The organism is Paenibacillus sp. FSL H7-0943 (assembly GCF_037963265.1).
GTDB classification, from domain to species: domain Bacteria; phylum Bacillota; class Bacilli; order Paenibacillales; family Paenibacillaceae; genus Paenibacillus_AQ; species Paenibacillus_AQ odorifer.
This window is the reverse complement of the sequence record NZ_CP150148.1, coordinates 6,880,276-6,893,391: the sequence shown is the minus strand read 5'-3', so window position 1 is coordinate 6,893,391 and position 13,116 is coordinate 6,880,276. Positions and strand designations below refer to the sequence as shown.

Annotated in this window: 14 protein-coding genes; 13 read left to right on the top strand and 1 reads right to left on the bottom strand. The window is 42.1% G+C overall.

What is annotated here, in order from left to right; genetic code table 11:
• Positions 1 to 675 precede the first annotated feature (675 nt).
• The 12 genes from rpmH to NSQ55_RS30150 all read left to right on the top strand — a co-directional run bounded on the left by rpmH (position 676) and on the right by NSQ55_RS30150 (position 12,162).
• A complete protein-coding gene (rpmH, locus tag NSQ55_RS30205; RefSeq protein WP_036677745.1) occupies positions 676 to 810 on the top strand; it encodes a 50S ribosomal protein L34 in 135 nt (44 codons plus the stop codon).
• A 289-nt stretch (positions 811 to 1,099) separates the two neighbouring features.
• Positions 1,100 to 1,450, top strand: coding sequence for a ribonuclease P protein component (rnpA, locus tag NSQ55_RS30200; RefSeq protein WP_076182243.1), 351 nt, complete (start codon positions 1,100 to 1,102; stop codon positions 1,448 to 1,450).
• 86 nt (positions 1,451 to 1,536) lie between these two features.
• Positions 1,537 to 2,406, top strand: coding sequence for a YidC/Oxa1 family membrane protein insertase (locus NSQ55_RS30195; RefSeq protein ID WP_036677747.1), 870 nt, complete (start codon positions 1,537 to 1,539; stop codon positions 2,404 to 2,406).
• Positions 2,403 to 3,137 carry an RNA-binding cell elongation regulator Jag/EloR gene (gene jag, locus NSQ55_RS30190; RefSeq protein ID WP_036677749.1) on the top strand — a complete coding sequence of 245 codons (735 nt, stop codon included), beginning with the start codon at positions 2,403 to 2,405 and terminating at the stop codon, positions 3,135 to 3,137. Before NSQ55_RS30195 ends, jag begins: the two co-directional genes overlap by 4 nt.
• Positions 3,138 to 3,245: 108 nt before the next feature.
• Positions 3,246 to 4,622 carry a tRNA uridine-5-carboxymethylaminomethyl(34) synthesis GTPase MnmE gene (mnmE, locus tag NSQ55_RS30185; RefSeq protein WP_076124328.1) on the top strand — a complete coding sequence of 459 codons (1,377 nt, stop codon included), beginning with the start codon at positions 3,246 to 3,248 and terminating at the stop codon, positions 4,620 to 4,622.
• A 39-nt stretch (positions 4,623 to 4,661) separates the two neighbouring features.
• A complete protein-coding gene (mnmG, locus tag NSQ55_RS30180; protein WP_339170645.1) occupies positions 4,662 to 6,548 on the top strand; it encodes a tRNA uridine-5-carboxymethylaminomethyl(34) synthesis enzyme MnmG in 1,887 nt (628 codons plus the stop codon).
• 3 nt (positions 6,549 to 6,551) lie between these two features.
• Complete coding sequence (gene rsmG / locus NSQ55_RS30175; RefSeq protein ID WP_076181706.1) at positions 6,552 to 7,277, top strand: 16S rRNA (guanine(527)-N(7))-methyltransferase RsmG; 726 nt, start codon at positions 6,552 to 6,554, stop codon at positions 7,275 to 7,277.
• A gap of 414 nt (positions 7,278 to 7,691) precedes the next feature.
• Positions 7,692 to 8,507, top strand: a complete 816-nt coding sequence (noc, locus tag NSQ55_RS30170; RefSeq protein WP_036677760.1) for a nucleoid occlusion protein — start codon at positions 7,692 to 7,694, stop codon at positions 8,505 to 8,507.
• Positions 8,508 to 8,685: 178 nt separating this feature from the next.
• A complete protein-coding gene (locus tag NSQ55_RS30165) occupies positions 8,686 to 9,447 on the top strand; it encodes an AAA family ATPase (RefSeq protein WP_036677762.1) in 762 nt (253 codons plus the stop codon).
• Positions 9,440 to 10,282, top strand: coding sequence for a ParB/RepB/Spo0J family partition protein (locus NSQ55_RS30160; protein WP_339170643.1), 843 nt, complete (start codon positions 9,440 to 9,442; stop codon positions 10,280 to 10,282). The genes NSQ55_RS30165 and NSQ55_RS30160 overlap by 8 nt, the downstream gene beginning before the upstream one ends.
• A gap of 197 nt (positions 10,283 to 10,479) precedes the next feature.
• A complete protein-coding gene (locus tag NSQ55_RS30155) occupies positions 10,480 to 11,625 on the top strand; it encodes an aminotransferase class V-fold PLP-dependent enzyme (protein ID WP_076124323.1) in 1,146 nt (381 codons plus the stop codon).
• A 36-nt stretch (positions 11,626 to 11,661) separates the two neighbouring features.
• Complete coding sequence (locus NSQ55_RS30150; RefSeq protein ID WP_036677768.1) at positions 11,662 to 12,162, top strand: DUF4446 family protein; 501 nt, start codon at positions 11,662 to 11,664, stop codon at positions 12,160 to 12,162.
• Here NSQ55_RS30150 and yyaC read toward each other — a convergent pair.
• The gene (gene yyaC, locus NSQ55_RS30145; RefSeq protein WP_076303497.1) at positions 12,134 to 12,742 is read right to left on the bottom strand and encodes a spore protease YyaC; all 609 of its coding nucleotides are present in this window, start codon (positions 12,740 to 12,742) and stop codon (positions 12,134 to 12,136) included. The genes NSQ55_RS30150 and yyaC overlap by 29 nt on opposite strands.
• 119 nt (positions 12,743 to 12,861) lie before the next feature.
• Between yyaC and NSQ55_RS30140 the strand changes: the two genes are divergently transcribed.
• Positions 12,862 to 13,107 carry a DUF3343 domain-containing protein gene (locus NSQ55_RS30140; protein WP_076124321.1) on the top strand — a complete coding sequence of 82 codons (246 nt, stop codon included), beginning with the start codon at positions 12,862 to 12,864 and terminating at the stop codon, positions 13,105 to 13,107.
• Positions 13,108 to 13,116 lie beyond the last annotated feature (9 nt).

Sequence of the window (13,116 nt, the reverse complement as noted above, 5' to 3'; positions counted from 1 at the left end):
AGACTGTCACTCCTTTAAATCTTCCAAATGTGGCATCAGCCATGAAGTGGAAATGTCGAAGAAAATAGGTTGGTGCTGATATTTATCCCCAGTAGGCAATATGAAGAGACAAAAAAATATGGATAAATTTGATTTGTTCACAACTTTATCCACAGCTTGTTGATAATTAAGAGAACAAACAAATCTATTCACATTCAAAAGTAATACCATCATAGCAAAACGCCCCTTGTTTTTCAATGAGCAGGGCTATTTTATCCACAAATTCAAGCACTTGTGTACAATTATTAGGAACACCACTACATATTGTTGATAATTTGTTTACGGTTCGACACTTTACGCCAAAGGTTCGATAATTTTATACACAGGTTGTGCTCAAATGTGAGTAGTCGACTTTATTTTTTGATCACAGGTGGATAACTGTCATATCTTGTGGATTACTTTTTTCCTGGGGAGAGTTGTGGATAAACACCTGAGCTTGAGGGGGAGGAACAAGCCTGTTACTAGGTTGACTTTTGCTCATAAAATATGTTTAAATATATAAAGGTGTTTTCTGTAAGGATATGTCTCGATATATAAAAATGATAATTCCTGTAGATACTGTCCCTACTATAAGGACGGCTTAGTCCGTTTCTGCTTATATGACAGTAATTAAGTTCCTGTAAGGGAGGTGCAATTATGAGACCGACATTTAGACCAAATGTGAGCAAACGTAGTAAGGTTCACGGTTTCCGTAAAAGAATGAGCACGAAAAACGGCCGTAAAGTGCTGGCAGCTCGCCGCTTGAAAGGCAGAAAAGTTTTGAGTGCGTAAGTTAGGCCACTAAGGGACCACTGCGGTGGTCTTTTTTTACTGCTTTTTATTATTATTGCTCTGCAAAAGTCTAGGATCTCGCTTAATGCGCTAGCTACACTTTGCGGGGCTATTTAACGTATATTGAGAAATATTTTGTGAGAAGTTGAAATTATTTTTCCTACTATATATAGAAGCTTAATTTCAGCACAGCAAATGTGGTCGTTTATGGCTGCTTGCAAATGCCTATACTATTAGAAGAAAAAATTCGGAGGGACACTTAAACCGGATTTTTATGAAGGAGATTCCCGTGCACAAAAAGTTACGTTTACGAAACCGTGCTGACTTCAGTCGTGTATACCGCCATGGGAAGTCATTTGCGAATCATCAATTTGTAGTGTATTGGTTTGGCAAAAAAGAGGTAGAGCGATTTAGAGTAGGTGTGTCTGTTAGTAAAAAGGTCGGAAACGCGGTTGTCCGTAACCGTATGAGAAGATTAGTTAAGGAAATCGTCCGTCACCATGAACCTGAGATTGCAGGTGGCTTAGACATAGTGTTTATCGTAAGAAAAGGAGCGCTTTCCATGGAGTATGCAGAGCTCGAAAAAAGTGTGCTGCATGTGCTTCGTAAAGCCAAGCTACTCAAGGCTTCCCGCAAATAAAGGGTGCTTAAGAGGCTTGTTTATTTGTATTCATAATTATGGTATGATTTACGGTGGAATGGAATGTTTAAGAGAGGGGTTTTGAAGTGTCTCTAATGAAGACTAGACGAGGAAAATGGTTTCTCCTCATCACGGTAATGGTGTTGTCGTTAGCTGTTCTGTCGGGATGCGCTCCGTCGACTGCTGTCACGCACACTACGGAGGATTTGAAGAATGGAGGCTTCTGGCAAAGTAATGTAGTGTATTATTTCGCCATTGCCTTGGACAAGTTTGCAGATTGGTTTAACGGAGAATATGGTTTAGCCGTACTTGTGATGGTTATTATTGTCCGCACGTTGATTCTTCCGCTTACTATTAAACAGGTGAAGAGCTCGCGTGCAATGCAAGCCATTCAACCGGAACTCCAAAAGATCCAGAAAAAATATAAAGACACACCTGAAAAGGTGCAGCAAGAAACAATGCGTTTGTTCCAAGAAAATAAGGTTAACCCAATGGCGGGTTGTTTACCGCTGATCGTACAAATGCCTATCTTTATCGCTCTCTACAACTCGATCTACTATAATCCACATCTACGGGAGCATACCTTCTTGTGGCTGGAGCTAGGTAAACCGGATCATCTGTTTATCTTGCCAGTGCTAGCAGCATTAACAACATTTATTCAAACTAGAATGATGACCAAAATGAACCCAGTGCAACAACAAGGGCCAATGCAGTTCATGATGATGATCTATCCAGTTCTGATCTTCGTTATGTCGTACAACTTCCCTGCAGCCTTGCCACTATACTGGGTGTACAGTAACCTTTACACTATTATTCAGAACTACTTCTTATACCGCAACAACGATAAACACAAATTGGCAATCGCAAGTGCTGTAAAAAGTACAGATGACTCCAGTCCTGCTCCGAAGAGCAAAGGCGGCAACAAGTCATCGAAGGGAGCCAAAAAGTCAAAATGAGCAAAGTCGTCGCAACAGGGAAAACCATTGAAGAAGCTGTAGAACGGGGACTAACCCAGCTTGGAGTTCAAAAGGACCGGGTAACGGTCAACGTACTTGAGCAGCCATCAAGAGGATTCCTGGGATTGATCGGTGCGAAAGGTGCCAAGGTTGAACTAACCTTGATAGCCGAAGCCGCACCGGCATCAGCGGCGAGTGCTCCGTCACTGCCTCAACAGTCAGCAAGAGAGAGCAAACAGGAGGCCATCGGCGGTGTGCCACGCCAAGATTCCGGACAACCGGTGGAGGAAGCTTACCAAGAAGCCGTTCATTTCATTGTGGATGTCGCTAAGAGCATGGGGCTCGAAGTGGAGGTAGAAATCGTCCACACCAAGGAATCCACAATTCTGCAAATTTCCGGTCCAGATTTGGGACTGTTAATTGGCAGAAGAGGACAAACTCTCGATGCTCTACAGTATTTGGCTAATATTGTAGCTAACCGTTATTCCGACAGTTTTATACGGCTTGTGTTAGATGCAGAGAACTTCCGTGAGCGCCGTAAAAAAACGCTTGAAGAGCTGGCTGATCGTTTAGCCGGACGTGTAATTCGCACTCGTAAAGAGGTTGTATTGGAGCCAATGTCTCCTCAGGAGCGCAAGATTATCCACTCCAGGTTACAGGATCACCGGCAAGTGAGTACCCTCAGTAAAGGCGAAGAGCCAAATCGCCGCGTCGTTATAACCTTGAAGTAAAGACTATATGGATGCAATGACTCCTTGACCAATGTAAGGGGTCATTGTTTTTTTAAAAATAAAAGAACGTTTCTATTCAAAAATATAAGTTTTGGGGTGAAAAACAGCATGCTTAGTGACACCATTGCTGCCGTATCGACGGCATTAGGCGAGGGAGGAATTGCTATTATTCGGGTAAGTGGCCCACAGGCTATTTCCCAAGTGGCACCATTATTTCGTAGCCGAGTTCCATTAACTGAAGCGGAATCGCATACCGTTCATTACGGACATATCGTCAGTCCTGATAACGGAGAGAAGATGGAAGAAGTGTTGGTAACCGTTATGAAAGGACCACGTTCTTTTACGACAGAGGATGTAGTAGAGATCAGTGCTCATGGCGGTGTAATTTCTGTAAGAAGAGTGATGGATTTACTTCTGCAGCAGGAGATAAGGTTAGCCGAGCCGGGGGAGTTCACCAAGCGTGCTTTTTTGGGCGGACGTATCGATTTATCGCAGGCTGAGGCTGTTATTGATCTGATTCGCTCTAAGTCTGACCGGGCTTTTTCTGTAGCTTTAAAACAGGTTAGCGGATCCTTATCGGATCGAATTCATGCTTTACGCCATACACTTATTGAGATGCTGGCTCATATTGAAGTGAATATAGATTATCCAGAACATGATGTAGAATCCATGACAGCTGAATTTATTAAAGATAAAAGCAGTGAGGTTATGGAGGGAATAACAAAGCTGCTTAAGACATCTAATGAAGGAAAAATACTTCGTGAAGGGATTACGACAGCTATTGTCGGACGTCCGAACGTTGGTAAATCATCATTGCTAAACGCATTAGCGCGTGATAACAAAGCGATTGTAACAGATATTCCAGGAACAACACGTGATGTAATAGAAGAATTTATAACGATAAATAATATACCGCTTAAGCTGCTCGATACAGCGGGAATTCGTGAAACGATGGATGTTGTTGAGAAAATTGGGGTGGAGCGCTCCAAAGCGGCAGTTAGTGACGCCGACCTGATTCTACTTGTGCTGAATGCTAATGAAGAGCTGCATGAGGATGAATTGGCATTGATGGAACAAATCCACGGTAGACAGTGCCTAGTAATCATGAATAAAATGGACTTACCGCCCAAACTGGATAAGGATAAGTTGCTCTCATTTTTTGAAGAGTCTAACATTGTACCGATGTCCGTTCTGGAAGAGGAAGGTCTAGACAAACTTGAAGATGCCATTTCGACACTCTTTTTTGGTGGAAAGCTGGAATCGGGTGACTTGACATATGTGAGTAATGTGAGACATATAGCCCTGCTCAAAAAAGCCTATAAATCACTTCAAGACGCATACGATGCTGCAGAACAGTATATACCGATTGATATGATTCAAATCGATGTACGGCTCGCATGGGAACAGCTTGGGGAAATAATTGGCGATACTGCAGCTGACTCTTTGTTAGACCAAATATTCTCACAATTTTGTTTAGGAAAATAAGATTCACGATTTAATATAATTTCAAGGGGGAAACAGGACATGAGTTATGATGGAGGCAACTATGACGTTATCGTCATTGGCGCTGGTCATGCTGGCTGTGAAGCAGCACTGGCTGCAGCCCGGATGGGTTGCAGTACGTTAATGATCACAATTAACCTGGATATGGTTGCATTCATGCCCTGCAATCCGTCCATAGGCGGACCTGCCAAAGGACATGTAGTGCGTGAAATTGATGCGCTTGGCGGAGAAATGGGCCGCAATATAGATAAGACATTCATTCAACTGCGTATGCTGAATACAGGTAAAGGACCAGCAGTACATGCTTTACGTGCACAAGCTGATAAATTCCTTTATCAACATACAATGAAGGAAACTATGGAGAAAACGCCTAATTTGACACTTCGTCAAGGGATGGTTGAGCGTTTAATCGTTGAGGATGGACGTTGTGTAGGTGTAGTTACGAAGACCGGAACCGAATACCATAGTAAGACTGTTATCCTGACAACAGGTACTTACCTGCGTGGTAAAGTGATTATGGGTGAGCTAACATATGAAAGTGGACCTAACAATCAACAGCCATCCGTGAAGCTTTCTGAGAACTTACGGGAGCTTGGGTTTGAATTGGTTCGTTTTAAAACAGGTACTCCACCACGTGTACATCGTGATACGATCGATTTCTCTAAGACAGAAATTCAACCAGGGGACGATGAACCGAAATTCTTTTCGTTCGAAACGAAATCATCCGATAACGAACAGCTTCCTTGTTGGTTAACGTATACCTCTGAGGTTACTCATCAGATTATTAATGATAACCTTCATCGTGCGCCGATGTTCACAGGTATTATCGAAGGAACTGGCCCACGTTATTGCCCTTCTATAGAAGATAAGGTCGTAAGATTCAGTGATAAATCTAAGCATCAGATCTTTTTAGAGCCAGAGGGGAAAAATACATCGGAATACTATGTACAAGGTCTGTCCACTAGTCTTCCTGAGGATGTACAGCTAGCTATCTTACGTTCCATTCCTGGTATGGAAAAGGTAGAGATGATGCGTAACGGCTATGCTATTGAATATGATGCAATGGTTCCTACACAGCTATGGCCATCTCTTGAAACCAAACGTCTTCCAGGTCTGTTCACTGCTGGACAAATCAATGGCACTTCCGGTTATGAGGAAGCAGCAGGCCAAGGGGTTATGGCTGGAATTAATGCAGCACGCAAAGTGCAAGACAAAGAACCCGTAATCCTAGATCGTTCACAGGGATACATTGGTGTACTCATTGATGATCTCGTGACTAAGGGAACGAATGAACCTTACCGTCTGCTTACTTCACGTGCAGAATATCGTTTGTTGCTTCGCCATGACAATGCAGATCTAAGACTTACACCTATCGGTTACGATATTGGTTTGATCACACAGGAGCGTTTCGATAACTTCACAGATAAGAAAGAACGGGTGGAGCGTGAAATTGTTCGTCTGCAAGAAACAAAGGTTAAACCTGTTGATGTAAACCAAGTACTAGCGCAATATGAATCGGCACCTATTGTAGATGGCAGTAATTTGCTTGTTCTGATGCGGCGCCCAGAGCTTGTATATAGTTTTGTTGATCAAGTATCACCATCACCAGAGATGCTGGATGCAGAAATGAAGGAGCAAGTAGAAATCCAAATTAAATATGCCGGATATATAGAAAAACAACTTCAACATGTGGAGCGCCTGCAAAAGATGGAGAAGAAAAAAATTCCAGATAACATTAATTATAATGAAATCCATGGATTAGCGATGGAAGCGCGGCAGAAGCTGACTAAGATTCACCCGATCTCTATCGGGCAGGCTTCTCGGATTGCGGGAGTTACACCTGCTGATATTTCCATTCTTCTTGTATATCTTGAGCATTACAACCGGGTAACCGCGGCGAAAGGATAAGCTATGGATAATACGGAAGTTCAATTCACACAACTATTACAGGAACGAGGCATATCCCTTACAGCAGAACAGTTAGCACAATTTGATCTGTATTATAATGAACTCGTAACCTGGAATGAAAAAATGAATCTCACGGGTATAACTGAGCGAGAGCAGGTATATACGAAGCATTTCTATGATTCTATTTCATTAGCTTTTTTCCTTGATATTAACGAGATCACCAATCTCGCAGATATCGGTTCAGGAGCTGGGTTTCCAGGAATCCCACTTAAAATATGTTTTCCTCATTTGAAGCTAACGATTGTTGATTCGCTCAATAAACGAATTTCATTTCTGCAGCATGTAAGTACGACATTGGGATTAACTGATGTACAATTGATCCATGGGCGGGCAGAGGATGTCGCGCGCAAGTTCACTCATCGTGATGCCTATGATTTGGTTACAGCACGTGCGGTAGCAAGACTGTCTTTATTGAATGAATTTTGTCTTCCCTTCACACGCAAAGATGGGGTGTTCGCTGCAATGAAGGGCAGCGATCCTTCAGAGGAATTAAGCGAAGCTAAGTACAGCTTAAAAGAGCTTCGTGCTGAACTCAGCAAAGTGGAGTCGTTCAGCTTACCAGTGGAGGAGTCGGATCGACATATTGTTATGATCCGGAAGACAGGAGCAACACCAGCTAAATACCCAAGAAAAGCGGGAATTCCTGCCAAAATGCCATTGATGAAATAATGTTTCACGTGAAACATTGCCGATACTCAAAGTTCCTTTAGGAGCATTCTCTTTGAACAAAGGGAATGCTCTTTTTTTATGAAGATGATGATAACAAAAATCGATAAATATCAAATTAGATAAAAATTAGATTTATAAGCTGATTTGGTTGTTGCACCTGTAAAAATGCAGGAAAAATAGGTCTTTACGGAGAATATGATTATGTGGAGAAAAGTGATAGAATAGCATAGTAGACTTTAATTTTGTATATAACTCCTTCTCTGTACTCTTGTTCGAAAGAAGGAGAGATTATGATGCCTGTTCATTACAGGTAATTCCATAATATCAGAATGTTTTAGATTGCTGTACGATATGCTTTCCGTGAAGAAGGTCAAGAAGATCGTACTATAACGAAATTAGGTGGTTATGAACGGAATGAAAGAACAATTTACCAAGCTATTTGGGTTTAACGAGCGGAGCAGCGGAGAAGAAATCAAACAAATACCAGTTCATGAGGTCGTTAGCAGTCCTTACCAACCACGGACTATATTCGATGATGACAAAATTGATGAGTTATGTCAGACAATTAAAACTCATGGTGTCATTCAGCCTATTGTTGTACGTATGCGAGATTCCATATATGAGATCATCGCAGGTGAACGGCGCTGGCGGGCAGTTAAAAAGCTTGGTTTAGAGACGATCCCTGCTATTGTCCGTGAGTTCAATGATTCTCAGGCAGCATCTATTGCGCTCATAGAAAATCTACAGCGTGAAGGTTTGACCTCCATAGAAGAAGCTGTCGCTTATCAGAAGTTAATTGATCTTCATCAATTAACACAAGAAAGCTTAGCACAACGCTTAGGCAAGAGTCAGTCGACTATTGCGAATAAGATTCGTTTACTCCACTTACCTGAAGAGGTTAAGACAGCGTTGATGGAACGTCAGATTTCCGAAAGACATGCGCGTTCACTCTTATCACTGGATAGTGTGGAAATGCAATTAAAAGTTTTGGCAGAGATTATTGCAAAAGGATTAAATGTTAAACAGACGGAAGCTCGTATTGCTTTCTATAAACAAGTTTCGCAAACTAAAAAGTCAAAACGGGTCTCCTATACCAAGGATGTTCGTCTAGCTCTTAATACAATTCGTCAATCTATTGATATGGTGTCAGGCTCAGGTATGGAAATCAAAACGTCAGAAAATGACCGTGGTGACCATTACGAGATTGTAATCCAGATCCCCAAAAGATAAATTGTTTCAAAAGCTGAAGGCGGCCTTAAAGTGATTGGCCGCCTTTTGTGTGACTTAAACCAGGATGTATTGCTCAGTCCTGCATTTTAGAGTTTTAGCTCATATTAAGTAACATAGTTTGGCCGTTTGTACTTGCGATCTACGAGAAGATTCTTCCTAACTATTCGAGGTGAAATTAGTGTCCAAGATTATTGCCATAGCAAATCAAAAAGGCGGTGTCGGTAAAACAACATCCTCTGTGAACCTAGGTGCCGGTATGGCTACATTAGGAAAAAGAGTGCTTCTAGTTGATATCGATCCTCAAGGTAACACTACCAGCGGCGTTGGCATCAACAAGGCGGACGTAGCGAATTGTATATATGACATTCTCATTAATGAAGTAAATCCTCTAGAAACGATACTTGAAACTCAAAATGAAGGACTGCACATCATCCCGGCGACCATTCAATTAGCGGGGGCGGAGATCGAATTAGTATCAACGATTTCCAGAGAGTTGAAATTGAAAAAAGCCCTAAATGCGGTTAAAAATAATTATGACTACATCATCATTGATTGTCCTCCATCCCTTGGGATTTTGACGATCAATTCCCTTACAGCTGCTGATTCGGTAATCATTCCGATTCAATGTGAATATTATGCGCTCGAAGGGTTGAGTCAGCTTTTAAACACCGTGCGTCTAGTACAAAAAAATCTTAATCCGCATTTAAAAATAGAGGGAGTACTATTAACCATGTTGGATGCCCGTACGAATCTAGGGATCCAAGTCATCGAAGAGGTTAAAAAGTATTTTCAGGAAAAAGTTTACAGAACTATCATTCCTCGGAATGTCCGCTTAAGTGAGGCACCGTCTCATGGACAATCCATTATTACTTATGATCCTCGCTCAAAGGGAGCAGAAGTGTATTTAGAGTTGGCAAAGGAAGTGATTTCTTATGAGTAAACGTTTAGGGAAAGGTCTGGATGCTCTGATTCCTTCTTTATCTATTAATGAAGATGATAAGGTAGTAGAAATCCCATTAGCTCAATTACGGGCTAACCCTTATCAACCACGCAAGGATTTCAATGAAGAAGCAATCCAGGAATTGGCTGAGTCCATCAGACAACATGGCGTGATTCAACCGATCATTGTACGTAGTGTTTTGAAGGGGTATGAAATCATTGCCGGTGAACGCAGATTCCGGGCATCGCAATATTGTGGTAAACCTACGATTCCAGCAGTCGTAAGAAATCTAAGTGATCAACAGGTCATGGAGATCGCCCTGATTGAGAACTTGCAACGTGAAAATTTAAATGCAATGGAAATCGCAGTTGCTTATCAAGGTTTGATGGATCAATTTTCACTCACACAAGAAGAGCTATCACTTAAAGTTGGAAAGTCCAGATCACACATCGCTAACTTCCTAAGATTGCTTACTTTACCGGAAGAAGTAAAAGAATATGTTTCACGTGGAACAATGTCTATGGGACATGCACGAGCTATTGTTGCCCTGAAAAATCCGGAAGTTATTAAACAATTGGCTGAACAATGCGTGGAACAGCAATGGAGCGTAAGAGAGCTTGAAGAAACAGTGAAAAATCTGGATCGAAAGCCAACGAACGGTACGAAGATTAAAGTTGTTAAACGTGATCCCTATATTGATAATGTAGAGGAAGTATTACGTGAACGGTTTAAAACAACGGTTAAGATAAAACAAGGTAAGGAAAAAGGGAAGATTGAACTGAATTACTACAGTGCGCAGGACTTAGAAAGATTGTTAGAATTATTGGGTAACTAAATGGGTATCTATGCCAAGAACATATCCTGAGCTATCCGTAATCGGATAAGTAGGGGTATGTTTTTTCAAAATATAAGGATGTATAAAGTGCAGCTGAATATTATCCTTATATTTTCTACAGATAAGGTTATTATCAATAAAGGGCGACAACGTTGTTTCTTCTTAATGAAAAAGAGTATGAGACGAGGAGCGGGGTTATGGAAGACTTCGTATATTTGGATCATGCGGCTACGTCCTGGCCTAAACCTCCAGAGGTGGCAGCTGCGATGATGAATGCTTTGCAGTCGGGAGCAAATGCTGGCAGAGGGAATTATTCGTTGGCCATGGGAAGCGGACGGGTGTTGGTGAGAGCCCGGAGTTTGCTGGCGGAGTTGTTTGGGGTTTCTAATGCACAAGACATAGCGTTTACCCAAAACACTACGATGGCATTAAATATGGCGATTAGAGGTACGCTCAAAGCAGGGGATCATGTAATCTCTACAATGACTGAACACAATTCTGTGCGGAGACCTTTGGAATATTTACGTAAGTCACTAGGGATAAGTGTTGATTATCTGAAGGTGGATCGAGCGGGTCAATTGGATTTGAACGAATTGGGCAAAACGTTTCGACCAAACACTAAAATGGTAATTTGTAATCATAGCTCCAACTTATTAGGTAGTATACTTCCCATTGGTGAAATCGGGGATCTAGCTAAAGCAAAGGGTGCTATATTTCTAGTGGATGCTGCTCAAAGTGCAGGCTCGCTTGATATTGATGTGAAAAAGATGAATATTGACTTATTAGCTTTTCCCGGGCATAAAGGATTGCTTGGACCACAAGGGACTGGTGGGCTCTATATATCACCTGAATTGGATCTCGAGCCCTTAATGCATGGAGGGACAGGCAGTCAATCTGAAAATAGTGAACAACCCTCTGTTCGCCCAGATCGGTATGAAGCGGGAACGCAAAATGCGGTAGGAATTGCTGGTTTACTAGCCGGTGTTCAAAAGGTAAAATCGATAGGGACAAACGTTATCCACGAAAGAGAGTGGAAGCTGACTCAACTGCTGATGGAGGGCTTGTCCCATATTCCAAACATTAAACTATTAGGGCCCACATTAGGGGCTCCGAGAACTGGAATTGTGTCGTTTGTAGTGGATGGGGAAGAATCGGCGAATATAGCCCACCGTCTAGATCGTGAGTATAAAATAGCCGTCAGAGCGGGTATGCATTGTACCCCACTGGCACATAAGGCTGTTGATACACTAGAAAGTGGTGCTGTTCGGGCGAGTGTAGGCGTAGATACAACAGAGCATAATATAAGCAGAATGCTAGCTGCTATGGATGAGTTATATGGCTGATGCCCGCAGCAGATAAATAAAAAGGATGGTCCATTCATGTCTGAAATGAATCAATTAATTAATGAACAGTTGCAGTGGTTTGTGTTTGGTTTCGTAGTAATTATGCTAGTACTGATAGTGACTGTAATCGCCCAGGGAGCTAAGCTGCGGACTATACGGCGCAAATATGAGGCCATGATGGCAGGAAGCGGTGTGGAGGATCTGGAAGGCCTTCTGGTTGATCTGAAGAACCAAAGCGACATGCTGGAAGAAGAACAACGTGAGCAAAAAGCGTTGATAGAAGCTACCCAAGTCAAAATCCGCGGCATGAAGTCAAATATCGCTCTGAAGCGTTATAATGCCTTCGGTGAACGTGGTAATGATTTGAGCTTCTCGGTGGCTATTCTGGATGACAATAGCAGTGGCATTGTATTAACCAGCCTTCATAATCGTGAGAACTCATATATTTACTCCAAGCCTATGCAAAATGGGGAATCACAATATGCCTTATCGCCTGAAGAAAAAGAAGTTATAACTCTCGCGTTGCAGCAGAAGTAGCATGCAGGTTCCATTGTTTTAAAGCAGAATATAGACTTGTAGCGATAATATCAGATAATCGCATGACTAGACTTAGCCGTGTATTCTGCAATACGAAATACTCCATAAAGCCGCCGACATTAACGATTCCAGTCAAATGGATATCTCCAACCGGCGGCAATTGTTTATTTACGCCAGCTCCTGGTCTGAGGGGACCTTCAACGACTTGGATGCAGCCAACACTAGTAGAGTGACCTAAGCAGGCATCTATTCCGATGACAAACGGGTTATTATATTTTCCATTAATTAGAGACAAAGTCTCTTCAAGATTGACGGCATGAACCGGTTCTTCAAGGGTACCGTATAAATGAAACAATGGACTATGAAAACGGGATAATGCAGTACCAACAAGAGGACCGAGAGAATCTCCGGTGGAGCGATCAGTGCCTACACAGATGACGATAATTTGAGTCTCTGGACGCGTGCGTGAAAAGTGAAAAAGTAGCCGATGAGTAATTGCGGAATAGATATCGGGATCTGTATGTGATATTTTTAAACAGGACGTTTCTTGCGCTGCTGTAGCCTTGGATGAGGAGTTCATACCATCTTCCTTTCTAAAGGTGATTCTATTTGTTGGTATCTAGTATATGGATAGAAGAGGGGTTTTATACTCCAGCTGCAAGAGATAGGACGATAAACCTATGGAGAGGCTTGACGTATATGCAGGATGAGATGTTAATAGCGTTTGACTCCACCCAGCAGGCGCTTCGTGCTGAAATGCTGCTTGAGTATGCTGAAATAGAAATTGATATATTTCCAACTCCGAAGGAGATCACCGCAGGCTGTGCAATTTCAATTCAGTTTTTTCAAAATGCGCTGGAAGAGGTAAAAAGAATTATAGTTGAGCAGGAAATAGAAATACGTGGCATCTACGGAAAACACAACGAGAACTACATACTGATTTAGGGGTAGGGA